General features: G+C 62.5%; 21 protein-coding genes, 2 pseudogenes and 2 riboswitches. Of the genes and pseudogenes, 8 read left to right on the forward strand and 15 right to left on the reverse strand.

Annotated features, from left to right (window positions below; translation table 11 throughout):
* Positions 1-70 precede the first annotated feature (70 nt).
* The 5 genes from RAK07_RS13295 to RAK07_RS13315 all read left to right on the forward strand — a co-directional run bounded on the left by RAK07_RS13295 (position 71) and on the right by RAK07_RS13315 (position 5,769).
* Positions 71-1,195 (forward strand): hydrogenase small subunit, encoded by a 1,125-nt coding sequence (locus RAK07_RS13295; RefSeq protein WP_305733317.1) that lies wholly within the window; start codon positions 71-73, stop codon positions 1,193-1,195.
* Positions 1,179-2,126, forward strand: a complete 948-nt coding sequence (gene hybA, locus RAK07_RS13300) for a hydrogenase 2 operon protein HybA (protein WP_305733318.1) — start codon at positions 1,179-1,181, stop codon at positions 2,124-2,126. The genes RAK07_RS13295 and hybA overlap by 17 nt, the downstream gene beginning before the upstream one ends.
* Complete coding sequence (hybB, locus tag RAK07_RS13305) at positions 2,123-3,427, forward strand: Ni/Fe-hydrogenase cytochrome b subunit (RefSeq protein ID WP_305733319.1); 1,305 nt, start codon at positions 2,123-2,125, stop codon at positions 3,425-3,427. The genes hybA and hybB overlap by 4 nt, the downstream gene beginning before the upstream one ends.
* Before the next feature lie 30 nt (positions 3,428-3,457).
* Positions 3,458-5,137, forward strand: coding sequence for a nickel-dependent hydrogenase large subunit (locus RAK07_RS13310; protein WP_305733320.1), 1,680 nt, complete (start codon positions 3,458-3,460; stop codon positions 5,135-5,137).
* 143 nt (positions 5,138-5,280) lie between these two features.
* Positions 5,281-5,769 (forward strand): HyaD/HybD family hydrogenase maturation endopeptidase, encoded by a 489-nt coding sequence (locus RAK07_RS13315; protein WP_305733321.1) that lies wholly within the window; start codon positions 5,281-5,283, stop codon positions 5,767-5,769.
* Between the two features lie 101 nt (positions 5,770-5,870).
* Here RAK07_RS13315 and RAK07_RS13320 read toward each other — a convergent pair whose 3' ends face one another.
* The 5 genes and pseudogenes from RAK07_RS13320 to RAK07_RS13335 all read right to left on the reverse strand — a co-directional run bounded on the left by RAK07_RS13320 (position 5,871) and on the right by RAK07_RS13335 (position 9,157).
* Positions 5,871-6,239 (reverse strand): HVO_A0114 family putative DNA-binding protein, encoded by a 369-nt coding sequence (locus tag RAK07_RS13320; protein WP_305733322.1) that lies wholly within the window; start codon positions 6,237-6,239, stop codon positions 5,871-5,873.
* A 5-nt stretch (positions 6,240-6,244) separates the two neighbouring features.
* Complete coding sequence (locus RAK07_RS13325; RefSeq protein WP_305733323.1) at positions 6,245-6,523, reverse strand: toxin-antitoxin system TumE family protein; 279 nt, start codon at positions 6,521-6,523, stop codon at positions 6,245-6,247.
* Between the two features lie 173 nt (positions 6,524-6,696).
* Positions 6,697-7,419: pseudogene (locus RAK07_RS14095) on the reverse strand (ABC transporter ATP-binding protein); the annotation flags it as partial.
* A 159-nt stretch (positions 7,420-7,578) separates the two neighbouring features.
* Positions 7,579-8,136, reverse strand: a pseudogene (locus tag RAK07_RS14100) (ABC transporter ATP-binding protein); the annotation flags it as partial.
* Between the two features lie 37 nt (positions 8,137-8,173).
* The gene (locus RAK07_RS13335) at positions 8,174-9,157 is read right to left on the reverse strand and encodes an HlyD family secretion protein (RefSeq protein ID WP_305733325.1); all 984 of its coding nucleotides are present in this window, start codon (positions 9,155-9,157) and stop codon (positions 8,174-8,176) included.
* Positions 9,158-9,304: 147 nt separating this feature from the next.
* Here RAK07_RS13335 and RAK07_RS13340 point away from each other — a divergent pair, with 147 nt between their 5' ends.
* Positions 9,305-9,811, forward strand: a complete 507-nt coding sequence (locus tag RAK07_RS13340; protein WP_305733326.1) for a hypothetical protein — start codon at positions 9,305-9,307, stop codon at positions 9,809-9,811.
* A gap of 195 nt (positions 9,812-10,006) precedes the next feature.
* Here RAK07_RS13340 and typA read toward each other — a convergent pair whose 3' ends face one another.
* Together typA and RAK07_RS13350 are read right to left on the reverse strand one after the other, a co-directional pair.
* Positions 10,007-11,809 carry a translational GTPase TypA gene (gene typA, locus RAK07_RS13345; RefSeq protein WP_305733327.1) on the reverse strand — a complete coding sequence of 601 codons (1,803 nt, stop codon included), beginning with the start codon at positions 11,807-11,809 and terminating at the stop codon, positions 10,007-10,009.
* Positions 11,810-11,824: 15 nt separating this feature from the next.
* On the reverse strand, positions 11,825-13,114 hold the full coding sequence (locus RAK07_RS13350; RefSeq protein WP_305733328.1) for a DEAD/DEAH box helicase: 1,290 nt from the start codon (positions 13,112-13,114) through the stop codon (positions 11,825-11,827).
* A gap of 327 nt (positions 13,115-13,441) precedes the next feature.
* On the opposite strand from RAK07_RS13350, the gene uvrB reads away from it, so the two are divergent.
* On the forward strand, positions 13,442-15,439 hold the full coding sequence (gene uvrB, locus RAK07_RS13355; RefSeq protein ID WP_305733329.1) for an excinuclease ABC subunit UvrB: 1,998 nt from the start codon (positions 13,442-13,444) through the stop codon (positions 15,437-15,439).
* Here the strand turns inward: uvrB and RAK07_RS13360 are convergent.
* The 8 genes from RAK07_RS13360 to RAK07_RS13395 form a co-directional block, all read right to left on the reverse strand.
* The gene (locus RAK07_RS13360) at positions 15,436-16,215 is read right to left on the reverse strand and encodes a tRNA threonylcarbamoyladenosine dehydratase (protein ID WP_305733330.1); all 780 of its coding nucleotides are present in this window, start codon (positions 16,213-16,215) and stop codon (positions 15,436-15,438) included. The two genes, uvrB and RAK07_RS13360, sit on opposite strands and share 4 nt — an antisense overlap.
* Positions 16,216-16,222: 7 nt before the next feature.
* Complete coding sequence (gene mnmA, locus RAK07_RS13365; protein WP_305733331.1) at positions 16,223-17,281, reverse strand: tRNA 2-thiouridine(34) synthase MnmA; 1,059 nt, start codon at positions 17,279-17,281, stop codon at positions 16,223-16,225.
* Positions 17,278-18,081 (reverse strand): sulfur carrier protein ThiS adenylyltransferase ThiF, encoded by an 804-nt coding sequence (gene thiF / locus RAK07_RS13370; protein ID WP_305733332.1) that lies wholly within the window; start codon positions 18,079-18,081, stop codon positions 17,278-17,280. The genes mnmA and thiF overlap by 4 nt, the downstream gene beginning before the upstream one ends.
* A gap of 3 nt (positions 18,082-18,084) precedes the next feature.
* Positions 18,085-19,218: a trans-sulfuration enzyme family protein gene (locus tag RAK07_RS13375; protein ID WP_305733333.1), complete on the reverse strand. Its 1,134-nt coding sequence runs from the start codon at positions 19,216-19,218 to the stop codon at positions 18,085-18,087.
* A gap of 4 nt (positions 19,219-19,222) precedes the next feature.
* The gene (locus RAK07_RS13380; RefSeq protein ID WP_305733334.1) at positions 19,223-20,359 is read right to left on the reverse strand and encodes a trans-sulfuration enzyme family protein; all 1,137 of its coding nucleotides are present in this window, start codon (positions 20,357-20,359) and stop codon (positions 19,223-19,225) included.
* Positions 20,360-20,426: 67 nt separating this feature from the next.
* Positions 20,427-20,537: riboswitch (SAM riboswitch) on the reverse strand.
* Positions 20,538-20,623: 86 nt separating this feature from the next.
* Positions 20,624-21,445 carry an ATP-dependent sacrificial sulfur transferase LarE gene (gene larE / locus RAK07_RS13385; RefSeq protein ID WP_305733335.1) on the reverse strand — a complete coding sequence of 274 codons (822 nt, stop codon included), beginning with the start codon at positions 21,443-21,445 and terminating at the stop codon, positions 20,624-20,626.
* 20 nt (positions 21,446-21,465) lie between these two features.
* Positions 21,466-22,461, reverse strand: coding sequence for a biotin synthase BioB (bioB, locus tag RAK07_RS13390; RefSeq protein ID WP_374215766.1), 996 nt, complete (start codon positions 22,459-22,461; stop codon positions 21,466-21,468).
* Positions 22,462-22,583: 122 nt separating this feature from the next.
* A riboswitch (SAM riboswitch) is annotated at positions 22,584-22,695 on the reverse strand.
* A 122-nt stretch (positions 22,696-22,817) separates the two neighbouring features.
* Positions 22,818-23,522, reverse strand: a complete 705-nt coding sequence (locus tag RAK07_RS13395; RefSeq protein ID WP_305733336.1) for a PilZ domain-containing protein — start codon at positions 23,520-23,522, stop codon at positions 22,818-22,820.
* 178 nt (positions 23,523-23,700) lie between these two features.
* Here RAK07_RS13395 and cysS point away from each other — a divergent pair, with 178 nt between their 5' ends.
* Entirely contained in the window at positions 23,701-25,167 is a 1,467-nt protein-coding gene (gene cysS, locus RAK07_RS13400; protein ID WP_305733337.1) for a cysteine--tRNA ligase, read from the forward strand.
* Positions 25,168-25,212: the final 45 nt, after the last annotated feature.

Below are 25,212 nucleotides of genomic sequence, written 5' to 3' on the forward strand. Positions count from 1 at the left end.
CGCCCGTTGCTCTCAAAGCCCCCTTGAATCTATGGCGTATACAAAATCATCGGCAAGAGAGGGCTAGGCTATGGCATACGAGCAGTTGTTCGGCGGCGGGGTTTCCCGACGCGATTTCATCAAGACCTGCGTCGCCGCCACGGCGATGATGGGGCTTCCCTTCGGCATGGCGAGCCGGGTGGCGGAGGCGGCCCAGGCACCGGACCGGCCGCCGGTGATCTGGCTGCATTTCCAGGAATGCACCGGTTGTTCCGAATCCCTGCTGCGAGCCAACCATCCGACCCCGGCCTCCCTGCTGCTGGAAATGATCTCGCTCGATTACCATGAAACCCTGATGGCCGGTTCCGGCCACCAGGCGGAAAAATCGCTGCACGACTCCATCAAGGCCAACCAGGGCAAGTACATCCTGATCGTGGAGGGGGCGATCCCCACCAAGGAAAACGGCATCTACTGCAAGGTGGGGGGCAAGACCGCGCTGGAGTCGCTGCGCCACGCCGCCGCCGGGGCAGCCGCCGTCATCTCCGTGGGCACCTGCGCCTCCTACGGCGGCATCCAGGCCGCCCCTCCCAACCCCACCGGTGCCGTGGGGGTGCGGGAGATCGTCAAGGACAAGCCGATCATCAACATCCCCGGCTGCCCCCCCTCCCCCTACAACCTGCTTTCCACCGTACTGTACTACCTGACCTTCAAGAAGTTGCCGGAACTGGATCAACTGGGCCGTCCCAAGTTCGCTTACGGCCGCCGCATTCACGAGCATTGCGAGCGCCGCCCCCATTTCGACGCCGGCCGCTTCGCCAAGGCCTACGGCCATGCCACCCATGCCGAGGGGTACTGCCTCTACAAGCTGGGGTGCAAGGGACCGGCCACCTATGCCAACTGTTCGGTGCAGCGGTTCAACGATGTCGGGGTCTGGCCGGTGTCGGTGGGGCACCCCTGCATCGGCTGCACCGAGCCGGACCTGCTCTTCCGCACCGCCATTGCCGACAAGGTCCAGATTCACGAGCCGACCCCCTTTGACAGTTATGCGCCGGTTGATCTGAAGGAAAAGGGCAAGGGGGCCAGCCCGGTCACTACCGGCGTGCTGGGCCTGGCCGCCGGCGCCGCCCTGGGGGCGGGCGCCATGCTGGCCCGCACGCTGCCCGATGCCGACCGGAACGACAGGCCGCAGGAGGAGCACCATGAGCCCAAAGAGTAGACGGGATTTTCTCAAACTGGCCGGGCTGGCAAGCGCCGGACTGGTGGCGGCACCCGCCCTGGCCGTGACGGGGAGTACGGGACCGGCGATCAACGATGAAGAGCTGGGGATGCTCTACGACGCCACCAAATGCGTCGGCTGCAAGGCCTGCATGGCCGCCTGCAAGCGGGTGAACGGCGACTACGGGGCCCTGTCCTACGAGCAGGCCGCCTTTGACCCGGACAAGCTCTGGGATGCTCCCCAGGACCTGTCCGGCTCCACCCGCACCCTGATCAAGCTGTTCAAGGAGTCGCCCAGGGAGTGGTCCTATGTGAAGTACTCCTGCATGCACTGCCAGAAACCTTCCTGCGTCTCGGTCTGCCCGGTGTCGGCCATGGTCAAGGACAAGATCACCGGCATCGTGGACTACAAGAAGGACGCCTGTATCGGCTGCCGCTACTGTCAGGTGGCCTGCGCCTTCAACATCCCCAAGTTCCAGTGGGACAAGGCCATTCCCCAGATCGTCAAGTGCGACCTCTGCAAGAACACCTATCTCAAATCCAACGGCACGTCGGCCTGCGCCGACGCCTGCCCCACCGGCGCCATCCTCTTCGGCAAGCGCCGGGAACTGCTGGCCGAGGCCAAGAAGCGGCTGGCCGAGCATCCCCGGCAGTACGTGAACCACATTTACGGCGAGTACGAACTGGGGGGGACCAACCATCTCTACCTGGCAGCCCTGCCGGCCACGAAGCTGGGACTGCCGGAGTTGCAGCAGGAGGCGCCGGCCGAGTTTTCCGAAAAGATCCAGCACACCATCTATAAGGGTTTCATCGCGCCGGTGGCGCTCTACGGCACCCTCTGCTTCATCGCGGTGCGCAACATGAAGAAACAGAACAGCCACGGCAGCGACGGGCAGACACCGCCCCGGCACAGGGAGGACGACCGGCAATGAGTCATGACGAGTATCAGATCCACCGCGCCAGAATCCTGACCCCCTCCTTCTGGGTGTTGCTGACCCTGACCCTGATCGGCTTCAGCCTGATTGCCGTGCGCTTCATCTGGGGGATCGGCGCGGTCTCCAACATGAGCGACGGCTATCCCTGGGGCATCTGGATCACCTACGACGTGGCCACCGGCACCGCCATCGCCTGTGGCGGCTACGCCGTGGCGATCCTGGTCTATATCCGCAACAAGATGCACTACCACCCGCTGATCCGCTCGGCGGTGCTCACCTCGCTGTTCGGCTACGGCCTGGCCGGGTTCTCGGTCATGGTGGACGTGGGGCGCCCCTGGAACGCCTACAACTTCTTCATCCCCTCGCAATGGCAGGCCAACTCCGCCATGTTCGAGGTGGCGCTCTGCGTCATGGCCTACACCACCGTGCTGGCCATCGAGTTTCTGCCCGCGGTACTGAACCGCCTGCAGCAGACCAACTGGAGCCGGGCGCGGGAATTCCTGGAGCGGCACCACGGCCGCTTCGGCCTGGATACGCCGGTAGTGCTGGAAAAGCTGGAGCGGCTGCGCCAACTGGCCATCCGCATCCAGCCCGGACTGGACAAGGTGCTGATCTTCATCATCGTCCTGGGGATTACCCTACCCACCATGCACCAGTCCTCCCTGGGGTCGCTCTTGCTGATCGCCTCCACCAAGCTGCACCCCCTCTGGCACACCGGCTTCCTGCCGCTTCTGTTCCTGATCAACTGCCTGTTCATCGGCTACTCCATTGCCATCCTGGAGTCGGTGATCTCCTCCTACGGCTTCAAGCGCCCCTTTGAGATCGACCAGCTTTCCGGCCTGGCCGCCATCACCCCCTACCTGACGGTGATCTGGCTCTGCGTGGTGGTGGGAGACCTGATCTGGCGGGGCCAACTGGGCAACGCCCTGAGCCTGGACTTCTACTCCGCCTTCTTCCTGCTGGAGTTCGGCCTGGTGGCCACCGGCTCGCTGCTGCTCTTTTCGAAAAAGCGCCGCCAATCCCCCCGCTGGCTGTTCATCACCGCCGTACTGATCGTGCTGGGGGGAGCACTGTACCGCTTCAACGTCTACCTGATCGGCTTCAATCCGGGCCAGGGGTGGCGCTACTTCCCCTCCCTGGCGGAACTGCTGATCACCGTGGGGATCGTGGCCTTCGAAATCCTGGGCTACCAGGTGCTGGTGAAACTGTTCCCGGTGCTACCGCGCCTGCATGGCCACGAAGCCCCGGAAGCTGCAAAACGTCGCGAACTTCCGCAGCCTGCGCCGCAACAGGCATAACTTACACACAACCGCAAGGAGAACAGATACATGGCACGTATAACCATTGACCCGATTACCCGCATCGAAGGACACCTGCGGATCGACGTGGAGGTAGGCGACGGCCGGGTGAGCAAAGCCTGGTCCTCGGCCCAGATGTGGCGGGGGATCGAAACCATCCTCAAGGACCGCCCCCCCCAGGACGCCTGGATCTACGCCCAGCGTTTCTGCGGCGTCTGCACCACCGTGCACGCCATCTCCTCCATCCGCGCCGTGGAACATGCCCTCAAGGTGGAGGTACCGCTCAACGCCCAGTACATCCGCAACATCATCATGGCCCAGCATTCGGTGCAGGACCATATCGTCCACTTCTACCACCTCTCGGCCCTGGACTGGGTGGACATCGTCTCGGCCCTGAAGGCCGACCCCAAGAAGGCGGCCGCCATTGCCCAGTCGGTCTCCGACTGGCCCGGCAACAGCGAAAAGGAGTTCAGCAGCGTCCAGAAACGGCTCAAGGCCTTTGTGGACTCCGGCAAACTGGGCATCTTCGCCTCCGGCTACTGGGGGCACCCGGCCATGATCCTGCCGCCGGAGATCAACCTGATCGCCACGGCCCACTACCTGAAAGCCCTGGACTACCAGCAGAAGGCGGCCCAGGCCGTGGCCATCCTGGGGGGCAAAAACCCCCACATCCAGAACCTTTGCGTCGGCGGCGTGGCCACGGCCCTCAACATGGAGAACCTGGCCACCATCAACATGGAACGGATCGCCTACCTGAAGGCCCTGATGACCGAAACCCGCGACTTCGTCAAAAAGGTCTACTACCCGGACCTGCTGGTGATCGGCAAGGCGTACAAGGAGTGGTTCAAACACGGCCGGGGGGTGGTCAACTACTTGGCGGTGCCGGAGTTTGCCGAAGATACCAAAAACAGCAGCTTCGCCCTGCCCGGCGGTCTGATCATGGGGGGCGACGTGAGCAAGGCCCGGGTGGTCTCCGACCACCAGGACCAGCAGTTGATCGGCAGCATCAAGGAATCGGTGGCCTGCGCCTGGTACGAAGGAAAAGCCTCGCTCCATCCCTGGGAGGGGGAGACCAAACCGGATTACACTGACTTCCAGGAAAACGGCAAATACTCCTGGTGCAAGGCGCCCCGCATCGACGGCAAGCCGGTACAGACCGGGCCGCTGGCGCAAATCCTAGCCGGGTACGCCGCCGGCAACCAGCGGGTGCGTCAACTGGTGGACGCCACCTGTTCGGCGGCCGGCGTCGGCATCGGCGACCTGCACTCCACCATGGGCCGCCTGGCGGCACGGGGCATCCGCGCCCATCTGCTGTCCGATCTTTCCCTTGAGTACTTGGACAAGCTGGTGGACAACATCGGCAAGGGGGACAAGGCCTACGCCAACCACACCGAGATCCCCTCCGGCGAGCACCGCGGCGTCGGCTTCCACGAAGCACCCCGGGGCACCCTGTCCCACTGGATCGTGATCAAGGACAAGAAGATCAAGAACTATCAGGCCGTGGTCCCCTCCACCTGGAACGCCTCTCCCCGGGACGGGCAGGGGAACGCCGGTCCCTACGAGGCCTCCCTGGCCGGCAACCCGGTGGCCAAGCCGGACCAGCCGCTGGAGGTGCTGCGCACCGTCCACTCCTTCGACCCCTGCATCGCCTGCGCGGTGCATACCATTGATCCGGAAGGCAAGGAAATCACCAAGGTCAAGGTAATGTAGCAATCGTCCCCTTTTCCGCAATCCCGGCGTCAGGCTGCACGGCGTCTTGTGCGGCGTACTGTACCGTACGCCTCCGCGCCGCCGTTTGCCTTCCTTGGCCTTGCGAAAAATTGAACGATTGCGAACGTTGTAAGAGGTGAAACATGAGAGTACTGATTTTTGGCGCCGGCAACCTGCTGCTGTCCGACGAGGGGTTTGGCGTGCATGTCATCCGCTACCTTGGCGAAAACTACCGCTTTGGCGACGATGTGGAACTGTACGACGGCGGCACCCTGGGGTTCATGGCTTCCCACAAGCTGGAGGAGGCGCAAGTGGTCTACCTGATCGACGTGGTCACCACCCCCGGCGAACCGGGCACGGTCTACCGCTTCGAGAAGGACGATTTCATCGGCCGCACCATTCCGGTGAAGATGTCTCCCCATCAACTGGGCATCCAGGAGATGCTGCTGCTCTCGGACATCCGCGGCCGCTGCCCGGACCAGGTCAGCCTGTTGGGTATTGTTCCCAAAAGCTATGAGGCGGGGGTGGAGTTGTCGCCGGAACTGGCGATCCGGCTGCCGGAGCTGGCGGAACTGCTGCGGAAGGAGCTGACTGAGGCCGGGGTAAGGATGGAGCCGAAGGCTGAGAAATAGAGATTGTTTTGCAAGGAGCCATGACGAAACTACCGCCGTCATGGCTCCTTGCAAATTACATTACCACTGCCAAGCTGTTTAAGCTTGCTGCTACAATGACTTCACGCCGCCAGCCGGAACGTCGCATCGATCTCATCCCACGGCACATAGAAATGCCCGCTGGCGTCTTTCTCCACCAACCCCAGCCGCTCCATGGTTTTCACGTCGTCAAAGACGTTGCGGTACTGGCGGTGCAGATGCTTGGCCAGCGCATTGATGCTGGTGTGCCCCAAGCGGCGCAGCTCCTGTAATAGCTCGAACCGCTTGGGAGTCAGGTGCTTGAGTAGTGACGGCAGATTATCAAAATAAAGCCGTTCCACCGGCTTGTCCGGTACCCAGCCGCCATCAAGGCGGTCAGCCAGCCCTTTCAGTTCATCAAAAAACTCGCTGTCGCTCTTGACACCTATTTTGAGATCGCGCTTTTCGTTCATGGTAGTCACATCCTTTCGATATCCGCTTCAAAATCCTCGATCAATTTACGGAGTGTGGTAAATGCATAGGATTCTTCGGACTCACCCAGATGCCGATGATCACCCTTACCGCGTTCATTATCGTAACGGAGCAGACATTTCCCTTCCGTGGTCCCGTAATACAAACGATACTTGAATGGATGCCCACTGCCGGGAAGCGGGTCGGACAACCGCCAGATAACCACCTCGATTATCCGATTCCGTCGTTCCTTCTTGTACTTGACGACTACCTGAGCTGTCCCCATAGCACCCTCTTAAAACATATGTCTTTTTATAACATAGTCTCGACCATCTGCAATTCAAATCTTCAGCATCATACCTTCTGCACATGGGTATCACGCTTGTCCCGCTCCTCAATCAGTTCGATGAACACCTGCTCAAGATCGGGCAGGCGGTCTGTGCCGCCTGCCCGTTGCTGTTTCAGCTCCAGCGGCGTGCCCACGGCGATCAGTTCGCCGCGGTAGATCAGGGCCAGGCGGTCGCAGTATTCGGCCTCGTCCATGTAGTGGGTGGTGACGAAGATGGTGACCCCGGAGGCGGCCAGGGTGTGGATCAGTTGCCAGAAGCGGCGGCGGTTCAGGGGATCAACCCCGGAGGTGGGTTCGTCCAGGAAGATGATCGGCGGTTCGTGGAGAATGGCGCAGCCCAGGGCCAGCCGCTGCCGCCAGCCGCCGGACAGCTCGCCGGCCCGGGCATGACGCCGGTCGGCCAGGCCGGCCATCTCGATCACCCAGTCGCTGCGCTCCTTCAGCCGGGCCGCGGGCAGGCGGTAGACCCCGCCGTAGAAGGCGATGTTCTCCTCCACGGTCAGGTCTTCGTACAGGGAGAACTTCTGGCTCATGTAGCCGATGTTTTCCTTGATCCGTTCCGCATGGCGGTTGACGTCGAAGCCGGCCACGCTGCCGTTGCCGCTGCTCGGTTCCAGGATGCCGCAGAGCATCCGGATGGTGGTGGACTTGCCGGCGCCGTTGGGCCCCAGGAAGCCGAAGATTTCCCCCCCGGGGACGTTGAGGCTGACCTCGTTGACGGCGATGAAGTCGCCGAAACGGCGGGAGAGCCGGTCAAGGGTGACCGCCGGCTCCGCCGAGGCGAGGTCCGGGGCGGGACGGCGCTGCACCGCCGTGTCGGCCCCTTCCCCCATGACCGTGATGAAGATGTCCTCCAGGGTGGGGTCAACAATGGCCGGATCGGCCAGTTGTTTCAGGTTGGCGGGGGTGTCGCAGGCCAGAAGCCTGCCGTGGTGCAGAAGCCCCACCCGGTGGCAGCGCTGGGCTTCGTCCAGGTAGGCGGTGGCCACCACGATGGTGACCCCCTCGGCCAGCAGCCCCTGCAAAATCTGCCAGAACTCCCGGCGGGAGACCGGGTCCACCCCGTTGGTCGGCTCGTCCAGGAACAGCACCTTCGGGGTGTGGATCAGGGCACAGCAGAGCCCCAGTTTCTGCTTCATGCCGCCGGACAGGGCGCCGGCACGGCGTTTGCGAAACGGCTCCATGCCGCTCATGGCCAGCAGCCGGTCGGCCCTGGCTGTCCATTCGGCCTTGGGCACGCCGAAAATGTCGGCGTGGAAACGGATGTTCTCCATCACGGTCAGATCGGGATAGAGGCCGAAGCGCTGGCTCATGTAGCCGATGTCGTCGCGCACCGGCTCCAGCTTCCGGCAGGAGCAGCCCAGCACCAGGGCCTCGCCGGAGGTCGGCGCCATCACCCCGGCCAGCATCCGCAGGGTGGTGGTCTTGCCGGCGCCATCGGAACCCACCAGGCCGAACAACTCTCCCGGGGGGATGACGAGGGTGAGCCGGTCTACGGCGGTCAGGTCGCCGAAGCGTCTGGTCAGGTCGGTTGTGGTGATGACATCCATGGAGGGCCTTCAATGAACCAATGCCGGTGGCGCTGCATTATGGCGTTATTTGTATGAGTGCATCCACCGGCATCCCCGGCTTCAACTCAAGGCTGAGGTTGGGGACCGTGATCTTGATCCGGTAGACCAGCTTGACCCGTTCCGTTTCGGTCTGCACATTTTTCGGGGTGAACTCGGCCTGCTGGGCGATGAAACTGACCGTGCCGCTGTAGCTTTTGCCGGGCCAGGTGTCGCTGGTGACCGTTGCCCTCTGCCCCAGCTTGATCCGCCCCAGTTCGGTTTCCGGGATATAGGCCCGTATCCAGACCTCGTCCAGCTTCCCCACGGTCAGCACCGGACTGCCGGCAGCCAGCATCTCCCCCGGCTCGGCATGCTTGGTCAGCACTTGGCCGCTGACCGGCGTGGCCAGCACCGCATCGGCCAGACGGCTGTCGGCCAGAGCCCGGCTGGCGGCAGCGCTCTCCAGGGTGGCGCGGGCCTGCTGCACCGCATCGGGCCGGGGACCGGCCTTCAGCAACCGCAGCCGCTCCTCCGCCTCCCGCACGGCGGCGGCGCTGGCATCCCGGGCGGCCCGGGCGGTGTCGAGGTCTCGCTGCGCTACCACCTCCTGCCTGATCAGTTTCTCCATCCGCACGGCATCCTCGGCGGCACGCACCGCCTCGGCCCGCAGGCGGGCCAGGGCAGCCTCGGCCTGACCGATCTCCTCCCGCCGGCTGCCGGCTTCAAGGTCCTGCAGCGCCGCCCGGGCGGCACGCTCCTGGGCGCTGCGGGCCCGCTGCTCCTCCCGCAGTTCTGTCTCCTCCAGCCGAGCCACTTCCTGACCGGCCCGCACGGTCTGTCCCTCGTCAACCAGCCGCTGTAACAGCCTGCCCGGCACCTTGAAGGAGAGGGCCACGGTGGTGGTCTCCACGGTGCCGGTCACCTTCAACACTCCCTTTCCCTTGTCGCGGTTGCAACCAACCGCCAACAGCGTGAACCAGACGAGCAGGACCGATGCAACGGCCCGCGGATATAGGGACATGACACTCCTCCTTCCGCTGGCAGTGTACCACAGTTGCCGCAACTTCATACCTCTTCCGAACCCTGCCGAGCTCTTCCCCTTGCCGAATCCTCAGAATCGGTTATGATGTGGCCCCATTGTCAGCATCTCCCGGTACGGAGGAACCCCATGAAAATCAGATCCGTTGTTCTGACAACCGCAGCCCTCGTGACCCTGGTGACCACCCAGGCCGTTGCCGGCAGCTTCGACCTCGGCGTCCGCTACGGGCGCAGTATCGAGGAAAACGGCACCACCGTGGAGGTGGCGGCCCGCTACTTTCCGATCCCCCTTGTCAGCCTGGGAGCCACCCTGGGCTACACCGGCCTGCGCTACAACAAGGGGTGGTACCACAAGGACGCCGACACCATGCCGCTGGGGGGCTACCTCAACGGACATCTCTCGATGATTCCGTTCGTGAAGCCCTATGCCGGTATCGGCGGCGTCTACTACGGTGTGAACAACGTCACCTCATCCAACCCGTTCGACCGCAAGGAAGAGCATTCCGGCACCATGACCGTGCAGGGGGGGGTGGATATTTCGCTGCCGCTGCCACTGCTCAGCCTGAACGTGGAGGCGCGGCGGCTGATCAATGACCGGCAGACGCTGGTGCTGGGCGGAGTCTGGCTCAGGTTCTGATGGAAAAACAACTGCGGAGACCGCCTGCTTCGTTGCGCGGTGCTCGCTCCCTCGCCTACCTGGTACGGTATGTCTCGGTCGCTGCGCTCCGTGCGCCTGGTAGCCGGCCTTCCGCGTGACGTTTTTCAGAACCTCTGTTCCTGAAACAAAAAAGCCGGGGCATGCCCCGGCTTTTTTTCATGTCAACTTCAGGAATTATTTACTTTTTTTCTTGCGCTGGTGCGGGTCCAGCTCCTTCTTGCGCAACCGGACAGAGGTGGGGGTCACTTCCACCAGTTCGTCGTCGTCGATAAACTCCAGGGCCTGTTCCAGGGTCATGATCCGGGGCGGGGTCAGCTTGATGGCATCGTCGGAGCCGGAGGCCCGCACGTTGGTCAGCTTCTTCCCCTTGCAGGCGTTCACTTCCAGGTCGTTGTCGCGGTTGTGCTCGCCGATGATCATGCCGCCGTACACCTCGGTGCCGGGGCCGACGAACAGGATACCCCGGGGCTGCAGGGCGTCCAGGGAGTAGGCCGTGGTCTCGCCGTGCTCCATGGCGATCAGCACCCCGTTCTTGCGGCCGGGGATGTCGCCCCGGTAGGGGGCGTACTCGTGGAAGGTGTGGGTCATCACCGCAGTACCCCGGGTGTCGGTCAGCACCTCGCCCCGCAGGCCGATCAGACCGCGGGCGGGCACCACGAATTCAAGGCGCACCATTTCGCCCATGGGGTGCATGGCCACCATTTCGCCCTTGCGGGGGCCCATCTTTTCGATGATGGCGCCCTGGAATTCCGAGGCCACATCCACCACCAGGTACTCCATCGGCTCCTGCTTGACCCCGTCCTTTTCCCGGACGATCACTTCCGGCTTGGAGACCGCCAGTTCAAACCCTTCCCGGCGCATGTTCTCGATCAGGATGGAGAGGTGCAACTCCCCCCGGCCGGAGATCTTGAAGGTGTCCGGCGAATCGGTATCTTCAACCCGCAGCGAGACGTTGGTGCGCAGCTCCTTGGTCAGCCGCTCCCGGATGTTGCGAGAGGTGACCCACTTGCCTTCACGGCCGGCAAAGGGCGAGGTGTTGACGATGAAGTTCATGGCAAGGGTCGGTTCGTCGATGGAAACGTAGGGGACCGCCACCGGGTTTTCGGCCGAAGCCAGGGTCTCACCGATACTGATCTCGTCGAAACCGGCCACGGTCACGATGTCGCCGGTGCCGGCCTCCTGAATCTCCACCTGCTTCAGCCCTTCGTAGCCCAACAGCTTGGTGATTCGGCCCCGGCTGACGGAGCCGTCCTGCTTGATCATGGCCACGGTTTCACCCGACTTGACCTGACCGTTGAAAATCCGGCCGGTGGCGATCCGGCCGATGTAGTCGTTGTAGTCGATGTTGGCGATCAGCATCTGGAAGGGGGCCCTGGCGTCGCCCTTGGGGGGGCGGACGTTGGACTCCACCACGGCAAAGAGCGGCTCCATGCTGTTGGATTCGGCATTGATATCCAGCTTGGCGTAGCCCATCTTGGCACTGGTGTAGACCACCGGAAAGTCCAGCTGGTCGTCGTTGGCCTCCAGTTCGCAGAACAGGTCGAACACCATGTTCAGCACCTCGTCCGGCCGGGAGCCGGGGCGGTCGATCTTGTTGATCACCACGATCGGCTTCAGCCCCAGGTCCAGGGACTTCTTCAGCACGAAGCGGGTCTGGGGCATGGGGCCGTCCAGGGCATCCACCAGCAAAAGCACCGAATCCACCATCTTGAGCACCCGCTCCACCTCGCCGCCGAAATCGGCGTGGCCGGGGGTATCCACGATGTTGATCTTGTACTGGCCATGGTGGATGGAGAGGTTCTTGGCCAGGATGGTGATGCCCCGCTCCTTCTCAATGTCGTTTGAGTCCATCACCCGCTCGGTGATGGCTTCGTTTTCGCGGAACACCCCGGAATGCTTCAGCATGGCATCCACCAGGGTGGTCTTGCCATGGTCGACGTGGGCGATGATGGCGATATTGCGGATTCTCTCTTGCATCAAATGTGCTCTCCGTTATTTCGAAACGAATTTTTTGCTGTAGACGGCCGGCGCCGCCTGCTCGCTGCGCCGCTTGTTGAAGGGCTTGCCGAAACTCTTGCCGGAGCCGCCGGCAGGGCGGCCGCCGGAACGGTTGCCGTTGCGGCCCGACGGCGCGGTCCGCAGGGAGCTTTTCGGCTCCAGGCCTTCAATCATATGCTGGGCAATCTGCTTGCCGGTAAATTTCTCGATCCTGCCCAAGAAGCCCTGCTCCGCCGGAGAGGCGAAGGAGATGGCCACGCCGGAGGCGCCGGCCCGGCCGGTGCGGCCGATGCGGTGGACGTAATCCTCGGCAAAGCGGGGCAGGTCGAAGTTGATCACATGGCTGATGCCGGTGACGTCCAGGCCGCGGGCCGCCACATCGGTGGCCACCAAGAGCCGTACCTTGCCGCGGCGCATGTCGGTGATGGCCCGGTTGCGGGCCCCCTGGCTCATATCGCCATGCAGGGCGCGTACCGCATGCCCTTCGGCGGCCAGCTCCTGGGCCAGGGTTTCGGTATCGCGCTTGGTGGCGGAAAAGATGATCGCCTTTTCCATCTCTTCGTTGGACACCAGGTTATGCAGCAGCCGCATTTTGTGGCCCAGGTTGTCGGCCACCAGCAGGCGTTGTTCGATATGGTCGTGGGTGATCTGCTTGGGGGAGATCCGGATGGTGGCCGGCTCGGTCAGCAGGTTGCCGGCCAGCTTGGCGATGCGGGCATCCAGAGTGGCCGAGAACAGCAGGGTCTGGCGGTCGGCCGGAGTGGCGGCGGCGATGCTCTCCACCGGCTCGATGAAGCCCATGTCCAGCATCCGGTCGGCCTCGTCCAGAATCAGCATCTCCAGGCGGTTCAGGGAAAGACGGCCCCGCTCCAGGTGGTCGATCAGACGGCCGGGGGTGGCCACGATCAGGTCAACGGGGCTGGACAGCAGCTGCAACTGTTCCCGGTAGGGCATGCCGCCCAGGATGGCGCCGCTGCGGATACGCATGAACCTGCCGTAGGTGCGCACCGCGTCGGTCACCTGGGTGGCCAGCTCGCGGGTGGGGGTCAACACCAGCACCCGAGGGCCGCGGCCCGGCTTGGCCGGATTGGCAAGGATGCGATGCAGGGCCGGCAGCACAAAGGCGGCGGTCTTGCCGGTGCCGGTCTGGGCCGAAGCCAGCAGATCCTGCCCGGTCAGCACCTGGGGGATGGCCTGGGCCTGGATCGGGGTCGGCTCGCTGTAACCACAGGCGGTCAGCGCTTTCAGTAACGAGGGGTTCAGGTTGAGGTTTTCAAACGACATGAGGATGTTTCCATTTCTGTTTTCCAGCAGGGAAAACCGTTTCCGGCAGCTTCCGGCGCAGGTCAACCATCGGCACAGGACTCTCCGTTACCGGTACGCGTGCAGGCGTTCCGGTTGGCAAGTGCATGGGTTGACGGACTGAAGGCGGAGGAGAAAGGCGTACCGGTCGGAAACAACACAGGTCTGCGAAGAAAAACCTACAAGGGGACTGGAACAACTTTACTGCCCGCCAGGGCATCAAAAATAACTGTTTTTTATACGACAGAATGAAATTGAAAAGCAAGCTAATTGTTGCGGGTGGCACACAGCGGTGGTAAAGTAACCGGCATGTCTCTCTTCAACCTTACAACCGACTACACCCCCCGCGGCGACCAGCCCCAGGCCATCGACGAACTGACGGCCGGTATCGAGGCGGGCGACAAGCACCAGGTGCTGCTGGGTGTCACCGGCTCCGGCAAGACCTTTACCGTGGCCAACGTCATCGCCCGCACCGGCCGGCCGGCCCTGGTACTGGCCCCCAACAAGACCCTGGCGGCCCAGCTCTACGGCGAGTTCAAGGAGCTGTTCCCGGACAACGCGGTGGAGTTTTTTGTCTCCTACTACGACTACTATCAGCCGGAAGCCTACCTGCCCAACACCGACACCTTCATCGAGAAGGACTCGTCCATCAACGACGAGATCGACAAGCTGCGCCACTCCGCCACCCGTTCGCTCCTGACCCGACGGGACGTGATCATCGTAGCCTCGGTTTCCTGCATTTACGGCATCGGTTCGCCGGAAGCCTACCAGGCCATGCACATCTTCTTCCACCAGGGGGACAGCTACGGCCGGGACGCCCTGCTGAAAAAGCTGGTGGAGATCCAGTACGAACGCAACGACACCGATTTCCACCGGGGCACGTTCCGGGTGCGGGGGGATGTGATCGAGGTCTTTCCGGCCTACGACAGCGAACGGGCACTCAGGATCGAGTTCTTCGGCGACGAGGTGGAGGCAATCTCCCAGATCGACCCGCTGCGCGGCGTGGTGTTGCAGAAGCTGTCCAAATGCGCCATCTACCCGGCCTCCCACTACGTCTCCACCAAGGAAAACATGGAGCGGGCCGTGGCCCAGGTCCGCCTGGACCTGGAGGAGCGGATACGCCACTTCAAGGCCCAGGGGAAGCTGCTGGAAGCCCAGCGGCTCGAACAGCGCACCTACTACGACATCGAAATGATGGAGGAGATGGGCTTCTGCCAGGGGATTGAGAACTATTCCCGCTACCTGGACGGCCGCGCCCCCGGCGAGCCCCCCTTTACCCTGATCGACTATTTCCCGGACGACTTCGTGCTGTTCGTGGACGAGTCCCACATCACCATCCCCCAGGTAGGCGGCATGTACCGCGGCGACCGCAGCCGCAAGGAAACCCTGGTGGAGTACGGCTTCCGCCTGCCCGCGGCTTTGGACAACCGGCCGCTGAATTTCCAGGAGTTCGAGGGCCGGATCAACCAGGTGGTGCATGTCTCCGCCACCCCGGCCGACTACGAGCTGCAGCAGTCCGGCGGCGTCTTTGTGGAGCAGGTGATCCGTCCCACCGGCCTGGTGGACCCGGCCATCGAGGTGCGTCCGGCCAAGGGGCAGGTGGACGACCTGCTCCACGAGGTGCGCCAGACCGTGGCCAAAGGGGACCGGGTGCTGGTGACCACCCTCACCAAGCGGATGGCCGAGGAGTTGACCAACTACTACCAGGAGCTGGGGGTGCGGGTGCGCTACCTGCACTCGGACATCGACACCATCGAGCGGATGCAGATTTTGCGCTCCTTGCGGCTGGGGGAGTTCGACGTGCTGGTGGGGATCAACCTGTTGCGGGAGGGGCTGGACCTGCCGGAGGTGTCGCTGGTGGCGATTCTGGATGCGGACAAGGAAGGGTTCCTGCGCTCCGCCCGTTCCCTGATCCAGACCTGCGGCCGGGCGGCCCGCAACGTGGAGGGACGGGTGTTGATGTACGCCGACACCGTCACCCGTTCCATGCAGGGCTGCATCGACGAAACCGAGCGACGCCGCACCAAGCAGCTGGCCTACAATATCGAGCACGGTATTACTCCGGAAACGGTGAAGAAGGGGATGCGCACCATCCTGGAGTCCATCGAGGAGAAGGATTACACAGCCCTGCCCACGGTGGCCGAGACGCCGGAAACCTACGGGGTGGAACTGAAGGATATTCCCAAGGTGATCAGGAAGATGCGCAAGGAGATGCTGGCTGCTGCCAAGGAGCTGGATTTCGAAAAGGCGGCGGAACTGCGGGACCGTATTAAAATGCTGGAGGATGCAGAACTCAAGCTGCGCTAGCCTTGCTCTAGCGCCAGCAGGTCGTTGACCACCACCCCGGCCATGGTCAGGCCGAAGATGGCCGGAATATGGGCGCTGCTGCCCAGGATCACCCGCCGGTGCTCGCAGCTGAACTGCTGCTCGTCCTTGTTGGGGCAGATGCAGTCGCTCTTGCAGCCCCCCTGGTTGGCGTGGTCGATGCGGGCCTCCTCGGTGGAGTAGACGGTGGTGATGCCGTTTACGATGCCCCGCTTGCGCAGCAGCTTCCGTACATCCCGTGCCAGGCGGCAGGAATGGGTCTTTGAAATGTCCCCCACCTGGATCTTGGTGGGGTCCAGCTTGCCGGCCGCCCCCATGCTGGCGATAACCGGTATCCCCAGTTCCCGGCAGGTGGCCAGCAGGTGCAGCTTGGCGGTGATATGGTCGATGGCGTCCAGCACGTAGTCGTAGCCGTTGTCCAGCAGCAGTTCCCCGCAGCTTTCCGCGTTGTAGAACGCCTTGAACGGTCTGATTTCAGCATCGGGATTGATCCGGCGCATCCGCTCCGCCATCACCGCCGACTTGGCCTTGCCCACGGTATCGCTGGTGGCGTGGAGCTGGCGGTTCAGGTTGGTCAGGCAGATGTCGTCGAAATCAACGATGGTGATGGTGCCGATACCGGAACGGCAGAGCGCCTCGGCTGCGTAGCTGCCCACCCCGCCCAGGCCGAAGAGGGCCACGTGGCTGCTGCGCAGGCGCTCCAGCCCTTCTTTCCCCACCAGCAGTTCTGTGCGTGAAAAACGATGCAACGGCGCCATGATCCTGTTACTCCTCCTCCGGGCCGACGATCCGGCCCCCGCCCAGCACCTCATCCCCCTGATAGAACACCAGTGCCTGACCGGGGGTGACCGAGCGCTGGGGTTCATGGAACCGGACCCGGCAGCGGTTGTTGGGCGCGATGGTCACCCGGCAGGCAACCGGCTGGTGACGATAACGGATCTTGCAGGTAGTCTCGAACTCTTCAGCTGGCGGTTCAATAAGCCAACTGACCTCCTCGGCAGCCAGCCCGGCTTTTAGCAGGTGTTGCTGCTCCCCCACCACCAGCCGGTTGTGCTGCGTATCAATGGCCAGTACGTGCAGCGGTTCGCTCCAGGCGATCCCCATCCCCTTGCGCTGGCCGATGGTGTAGCGGTGCGTCCCTTGATGTCTGCCCACCACCCTACCGTTCAGATGGATGATCTCGCCCGGCGTTGCCGTGATGCCCCCCTGTCCCTCCAGAAAGGCCACGTAGTCGTCATTAGGGATGAAGCAGACCTCCTGGCTGTCGCTCTTCTGGGCCACCGGCAGGCCGAACTGCGCCGCCAGCCGCCGCACCTCGTCCTTGCTCTCCACCTCCCCCAGAGGGAAGATGATCTGTCGCAACTGCTCCTGGGTCAGGGTGTAGAGGAAGTAGGTCTGGTCCTTGCGGCTGTTGCGGGCCACCCGCAGGTGGCTGGTGCCATCCGGGTCAACGGTCTTGCGCACGTAATGACCGGTGGCCAGGAATTCCGCTCCCAGCTCACGGGCTGTTTCCAGCAGCCGGCCAAATTTGATGAAGCGGTTGCAGCGCACGCAAGGGTTGGGGGTCTGGCCATTCTGATACTGGGCAATGAAATCGCTGATAATCAGCCGCCGGAACTCTTCTTCGAAGTCGGCCACATGGTGGGGAATGCCCAGATGGGCCGCCACCACGGCCGCATCGTGCACTGCCGAGCCGGGGCCGGTTTTCAGCGGTTCGAACAGGCGCATGGTGATGCCGAATACCTCGTGTCCCTGCTGCTGCAACAGGGCAGCGGTGGTGGAGGAGTCCACCCCGCCGCTCATGGCTACCGCTATTCTGCTCATAGTTCTTCTCCCAGGATCAGCCGCACCGCCTGATTGGCCTGATGTCCGGCGGCAATGGCCACCCGCGGCGCCATCAGACCGTTGCCGGGCCGGGCCTCGGACAGACCGTCCCCCACCAGGTAGAGCCGCGACGAAACCTTGCGGGTGATGATGCTGTTGTTGCTGTCATACCCGGCCAGCCCGGAGGCCGCCACCACGGTGCAGGCAGGCATCAGGGAAAGCACCGTATCCACCAGCATCGCCTTCATGTCGGCCCGGTCAAAGGCCTCCACCACCACGGAACAGGGGGCAAAAATCTGCGGGATGTTGGCGGGGTCCAGCATGACCCGGTGTGGTTCCACCGTGACGTAGGGGTTGATCCGTTGCAGGTTGGCGGCCAGGGCTTCCACCTTGTAGAGGCCGATCTGATCGACAAAATACTGCTGGCGGTTCAGGTTGGACGGCTCCACCACGTCAAAGTCGGCGATGATCAGGCAGCCGACGCCGATGCGGGCCAGGGCTGTCGCCACTGCCGAGCCCAGGCCGCCCACGCCGGCGATGCCGACAACAGCCTGTTTCAGACGAGCGTGGACACCGGGGGTGTGACGGGCCGCCATCAGGAATTCCAGCTCATCCTCTGAAGGCTGTTCGCCCCGCCGGATCAGAAACAGTTCGTCCCCCTCCTGCACCATGGTTTCTGGCGGCGCAGGAAAACCGTTCAGGATCAGCACGTCGGCGCCGGGCCGGAACTGTTCCGCCACCTGCCCCAAGGTGAGGCCGCCGGTGACGACGGCAGGTTGTTCGTTGATACGGATGTTCATGGTCTACTGCATCGCCTGCTCAAGATCGGCGTACAGATCATCCGGATCTTCCAGTCCCACCGAAAGACGGATCAGGGTGTCGGTGATCCCCTTGCGCTCCCGTTCTTCCCTGGGCACCGAGGCATGGGACATCTTGGCCGGATAGGAGATGATGCTCTCCACCCCCCCCAGGCTGACCGCAAAGGCGGCCAGGTGGCTGTTCTCCAGCAGCCGTTTCGTGGTTTCCAGGGAGTCCACCTCAAAGGAGAAGACCGCCCCCGGCCCGTCGGCCTGGGCCTTGTGAATGGCGTACCCCGGATGTTCCGGCAGACCGGGGTAGTGGACCGCCGTCACCCTGGGATGGTTTTTCAGCCGCTCCACGATGATGCGGGTGTTTTCCTGGCTCTGGTCCATACGCACTTTCAGGGTCTTGATCCCGCGCAGGGTCAGGAAGGAATCCTGCGGCCCCAAACCGGTGCCGAAGGCGTTCTGGACGTAGCGGATGCGCTGGCCCAGCTCCTTGTCATTGGTGACCGCAAAGCCGCAGATCACGTCGCTGTGGCCGTTCAGGAACTTGGTGCCGCTGTGCAGCACGATGTCGCAGCCCAACTCCAGTGGCCGCTGCAGGTAGGGGGTCATGAAGGTGTTGTCAACCAGGGTGATGATGCCGTGCCGTTTGGCGATTGCCGCGGCCCCTTTCAGGTCGGTGACCTTGAGCAGCGGGTTGGAGGGGGTCTCCAGGTAGAGCCCCTTGGTTTCCGGGCGGATGGCTGCCTCGATAGCAGAAAGGTCGGTGGCATCCACGAAGGTGGAGCTGACCCCCATCCGGCTGAAGATGGAGGTGAGCACCCGGTAGGCGCCGCCGTAAACATCGTCGCAGACCACCAGGTGGTCACCGGGGGAAAAGATCATCAGGGTGGTGGAGATGGCGGCCATGCCGGAGGCAAAGGCCAGGCAGCGGCTTCCCCCCTCAAGGGTGGCGACCACCTCTTCGGCCGCCTCGCGGGTGGGGTTGTCCCCCCGGGCGTAGTCGTACTTGCCGAAATGCTCCATGGAGGTCTGGCGGTAGGTGGATATCTGGTAGATCGGCACCCCCAGGGCTCCGGTCTGCTGGTCGACGGTGGGGCCGCCGTGGATCATCTGTGTGGCGCGTTTCATGGTGTTATCCCTCCAGGGCCTGCCGCAGGTCTTCGATCAGGTCGTCGGCATCCTCAATCCCCACCGACAGCCGCAGCAGCACGTTGTTGATCCCGAGTCGCGCCCGCAGTTCCGGCGGGATGTCGGCATGGGTCTGCACCTCAGGGAAGGTCATCAGGGTCTCCACCCCCCCCAGGCTCTCGGCAAAGGAGATCAGTTCGGTTTTCAGCAAAACTTGCTCGACCAGGGCATGATTGTCAACCTCGAAGGCGATCATGGCGCCGAATCCGCCCGACTGCTGTTTCATCAATTCGTGGTCCGGGTGCTCCTCAAGGCCGGGATAATGCACCGTGGTGATCCGGGGATGGCTGTTCAGCCAGGTGGCGATTTTCAGGGCGTTTTCCTGGTGCCGGTCCAGGCGGACCCCCAGGGTTTTCATCCCCCGGATGATCAGCCAGGAGTCCTGGGGGGCCAGCACCGCGCCGACGGAGTTCTGGTAGAAGTAAATCCGCTCCGCCAGGGCCGGGTCCTTGGCCACCACCAGCCCCCCCAGGGTGTCGTTGTGACCGGCCAGGTACTTGGTGGCGCTGTAGACGGTGATGTCGGCCCCCTGGTCCAGGGGACGCAGCAGGTAGGGAGTCAGGAAGGTGTTGTCGGCGATCAGCAGCAGCCCGCGACTTTTGGCCAGACCTGCCAGGGCCGGCAGGTCGGCGAACTTGAGCAGCGGGTTGGTCAAGGTCTCCACGAACAGGGCCCTGGTCTCCGGCCTGATGGCCGCCTCAACCGCCGCCAGGTCGGTGGTGTCCACATAGGTGAAGGTGAGGCCGAACTGGTTGAACACCTTGTCGAAGAGGCGACAGGTGCCGCCGTAGAGATCCTCGGTCACGACAAAGTGGTCGCCGGCGTTGAACAGCATCAGCAGTCCGGTGATGGCGGCCATGCCGGTGGAATAGGCAAAGCCGCGCACGCCGCCGTCCAGACGGGCGATGCCGTCCTCAAGGGTCTGGCGGGTGGGGTTGCCGGAACGGGTGTAGTCGAAGCCGGTGCTCTGCCCCAGTCCCGGATGGCGGAAGGTGGCGGTCTGGTAGATCGGTACCGATACCGAACCGGTACGGGTATCCCATTCCAGCCCAATCTGCACTGCCTGAGTCGTGATCTTCATTGATGTCCTCCAAAAATAAAAATCCCCTTCCGGGGTGCGGAAGAGGATTTTTGCCAGGGCTCACTCTTCCTTATCTCCCGAAACCGTTTGCACGGATTCGCTGGAATTGGCACCGCGCTGATTAAGGCCGGTTGCCGCGACGTCACAGGGCCAGTCCCTCGGTCGCTCTCGATAAGAAGTATGTTGTTTACTTTTTTTGTGTAAAAATACAGGTGTATTTATGACAAAAGCACACAGATTTTGTCAATATTATTTTTCAGCAAACTACGGCATTTCATTCATGGCGCCGGTACGGTACCCCTGCAGATCCACCGACACATAAGTAAAACCGGCCTGTCGCACCAGCCGGAGCACATCGTCCCGCAGCGGACCCACCGCCCGGAGGAACTCATCCGGCCCCAGCTCCAGCCGGGCCACGGCATCATGGTAGCGCACCCGCAGCGTACGGAAGCCGAGCTCCATCAGGGCATCCTCGGCCTGCCCCACCTGCCGTACCCGCTCCGCAGTGATGGCGGTGCCGTAGGGAAACCGGCTGGAGAGGCAGGCGTAGGCCGGCTTGTCCCAAGTGGGCAGCCCCAGGTGACGGGAGAGCCGCCGGATATCCTCCTTGGTCAGTTCCGCCTCCTCCAGAGGGCTACGCACGCCGATTTCACCGGCAGCAACCCGACCAGGGCGGTGGTCGCCGCGATCATCCAGGTTGGTACCGTCCAGCACCCAGGCGTACCCTTCGGCATCGGCGATCTCCCGCAGCTTGCCGAACAACTCTTTTTTGCAGTAGTAGCAGCGGTTACGGGGGTTGTGGGTAAACTCCGGGATGTCCAGTTCCTCGGAACGCACCTCCCGCTGGCGGCCGCCGATCAGTGTCGCCAGCTCCCGTGCCTGTTGCCGCTCCCGCTCCGGATAGGTGGCTGACGTGGCGGTCACCGCCAGCGCCCGCTCACCCAGCTGGGCAACGGCAACCGCGAACAGCAGGGTGGAGTCAACGCCGCCGGAAAAGGCCACCAGGCAACTGCCCATTTCCCGCAGAATCTGCTCCAGTCGCTCCTTCTTGGTTGCAAGCTCGGCGGAAAGCGGCTCAGGTGTCATACCAACGCGGTCCATGAACGTCAGTGCCTGCACGAGGCCACGGTCAACTGCAGGTCAACGAGCAGTTGCCGGTCGGCATCGGGGTTGCGCCCCTTTTTGGTCAGATAATCGCCGGTCATCATGCCGCTGGCGCCGGCGGCGAATATCCAGGACTGCAGTTCCCGCAGGTTGCGTTCCCGACCGCCGCAGACCGTGATCTTGCGGTCCGGCAGCAGGAAACGGTAGAGGGCGATGGTCTGCAGACAATCGATGGGGGTGAGGTAATCCGCATCCTGCAAGGCGGTTCCCGGCACCGGATCCAGGAAGTTGATCGGTATGGAATCCACCCCCAGTTCCCGCAGCAAGAGCGCCAGCTCGATCCGCTGGGCAACGGACTCCCCCATGCCGAAGATACCGCCGCAGCAGACCTTGAGGCCGGCCCGCTTGGCGTTTCTCACTGTCTCCACATCTTCTTCGTAGCGGTGGGTGGTGCAGATAGAGGGGAAGAAGGACGCGGCCGTCTCCAGGTTGTGGTGGTAGGTGACCATGCCGGCCTCTTTCAGGGCACGGGCGGTTTCATAGTCAATGATCCCCAGGGAGCAGGAGGGTTCAACCGCCCCTGCTGCCGCAACCCGGCGTACCGCCGCGCAAAGCTCCTCCAGTTCCGCCCCGGCTGAGATACCGGTACCGCTGGTGATGATGCCGAAGCACTCGGAGCCGATCTGTTCGGCCTGCCGGGCCTGCTCGGCGATGGTGTCGGCGTTCACCAGGGGGTAGACCGGTGTTTCCGTGCTGTGATGGGCCGACTGGGCGCAGAAGGAGCAGTTTTCCGGACAGCGCCCCGACTTGGCATTGATGATGGAGCAGAGGGACACCTCCGCACCGAACTGTTGTTCCCGGATACGGCTGGCGCCGGCAAAGAGCTGGATCAGGTCGGCCCCGTGGGCGCCGGCAAGCACCAGGGCCTCGTCGGCACTCAGCCGATGGCCGTTCAGGACCTGTTCCGTCAGATCGTCGATAACGGTTTTCAGGGACATCGGTTACTTCATCCTTTCTTCAAACGTGCTTGTGGGCGACAAACGCAGCACGCAGGCAATCCATCAGGAAACGAAAAATCCCCTTCCGTCAAACGGGAAGAGGATCCGACCGTACCATCTCTTCCTTATCGGTCGAAGCCGCTGCGGCCGCTTCGTGGGAGTTGGCACCGTACCCCAGGGAAAATGGTTGCCGCGACGTCACCGGGCCAGTCCCTTGGTCGCTCCCGATAAAGACTATGTTTGTTTACCATTTTTGTGAGCTTAGCGGGGCGTTCATTTATGCCAACAGCTTCCGGGTTTTGTCAATCCTCTTTTCTCCGTCCGCTCCCCTTCCGTTCGAAGACGAGAAGAGCGTACTACATCTTCAACTCCTTGATGATTTCAGCCTGACGCTGGGCGATGTACATGCCGACCAGATCTTCGCTCCGCTTGTCGTGCTCGAACAGAAAAATACCCCGGGCCGGCGGACCTTCTCCCTCAAAACGGAGAAAACGGGCCATGATCCGCAACTGTTGCGGCTGGGGGTAATTTTTCAGATCAAAGGAAAAATTCAGATAAAAGTAGGCAAACTTCCCCAACAGGTTCTTGTCCGGAATCTCCAAGGCACACCCGCCCAGCGACAGATCCCTGAGCTTTGCCTCGAAAGTGTCCGGCCCCGCTTCCACCGCCAGCCGGAACAGGCCGCCGATCTTAACCCGAAGGGTCGTTCTACGGTCCGGCAGCACCTCGACATAGGCAAAATCTGAAAGAATAACCTCGTTGGTTTCCTCCTTGAACTCGGCGGTGGCGTAGAGGTCACGCCCGAGCTGTGGAGAGCGGATGATGGTATAGCGACTGTTCTGGATGGCCCGACTCTGAACTTCGCTGACGCGACAGGCCAGAGTATCACCGAACACGTAGAGAATTTCCACCGGCGACGAAACCGGTACTTCCTTGTAATAATTAAAAAACTGAAGTGCCGGCTTTGGTTGTTGCGCTAAAAGAGCCAGCCTGTTCAGAATATCGTCGGGTTCTATCCGCTCGAGCAGGCGCAGCTGGTCTTCATACAGCAACGATTCCATCGCCATCCTCCCTGTTGCCAACTGTACACGGTGACGTGCTCTCCCGCAAGGGGTGTCCTCTTGCCTTCAGCGGCAAATCATGACACAGTAGCGTAAAAAATCGGAATCATCGGGCCGGGGCGGAGAAGAACCGATTTTCCGCCCCGTTTTCGCCTTGATTCTTCCTTTCGGAGTGTTCATGGCCCTTCGTCTGTACAATACCCTTTCAGGTGAAAAAGAGCTGTTCGTACCCCGGGAACCCGGCAAGGTCGGCATGTACGTCTGCGGTGTCACCGTCTACGACTACTGCCATATCGGCCACGCCCGCGCCGGCATCGTCTTCGACGTCATTTACCGCTATTTGTGCTATTCCGGCTATGATGTGACCTTTGTCCGCAACTACACCGACATCGACGACAAGATCATCAACCGGGCCAACCGGGAGGGGAGCGACTACCGCACCGTTGCCGACCGCTACATCGCTGCCTTCGACGAGGACATGGAGCGCCTGGGACTGAAAAAGCCGACCGTCGAGCCCAAGGCCACCGACCATATCGGCGACATTATTACCATCGTGCAGCAGTTGATCGAGAAGGGACATGCCTACGAATCGGAAGGGGATGTGTACTTCGCCGTGGAGAGTTTCCCCTCCTACCTGAAGCTGTCCAAGCGGAACCTGGACGACATGCTGGCCGGTGCCCGGGTGGAGGTGGGGGAGAAGAAGCGGCATCCCATGGATTTCGCGCTCTGGAAGAACTCCAAGCCGGGGGAGCCCTGGTGGGAATCACCGTGGGGCAAGGGACGTCCCGGCTGGCATATCGAATGCTCCGCCATGAGTATGCGGTTTCTGGGTCCCTCGTTCGACATTCACGGCGGCGGTAAAGACTTGGTGTTCCCCCACCATGAGAACGAAATCGCCCAGTCCGAAGGGGCCAACTGCTGTCAGTTCGTCACGTACTGGCTCCACAACGGCTTTGTAAACGTGAACAGCGAGAAAATGAGCAAGTCCCTGGGTAACTTCTTCACCATCCGGGATGTTCTGGAGCTGTTCGATGCCGAGACGCTCCGTTTCTTCATCCTGTCCGCCCACTACCGCTCCCCCCTGGACTACTCCGACCAGAACCTGCGTGAAGCCCGCGCCGGTCTCACCCGCATCAACGAGGCCCTGGCCCATCTGGATGCGGTGCTGGCGGCACCGGCAGGGGCTAGTGTTCCCACCTCCGCCACAGAACTCACCGAGAAAACCGATACCCTGGCGCAGCGTTTCCGCGAGGCCATGGATGACGACTTCAACACCGCCCAGGCATTGGGCATCCTGTTCGATCTGGTGCGCACCCTGAATCGCACCCTGGCCGAAGCACCAGCCCCTGACGAGGCTACCCGTTCGGTGCTGGACCGCCTGCGCCGTACCATTGACCAGATGGGCGAGGTACTGGGACTATTCCGGCAGCGGCCCGCCGACTGGCTGGCGGCCCGCGACGCCGAAAAGGCCCGCAATCTGACCCTGACGACCGCCGAAATCGAAGCCTTGATCGCCGAGCGGAACGAAGCCCGAAAAAGCCGGAATTTCGCACGCAGTGACGAAATCAGAGCCTTCCTGTTGTCTCACAGTATCCAGCTCCTGGATTCGCCGCAGGGTACCACCTGGCAGGCCGTTGGGCAGTAACCACTGCCTTTGTGTTCCCGGTATCGGCAAAGGGGGTTGCAACTT

Source organism: Trichlorobacter ammonificans, assembly GCF_933509905.1.
In the GTDB taxonomy this organism is placed as follows: domain Bacteria; phylum Desulfobacterota; class Desulfuromonadia; order Geobacterales; family Pseudopelobacteraceae; genus Trichlorobacter; species Trichlorobacter ammonificans.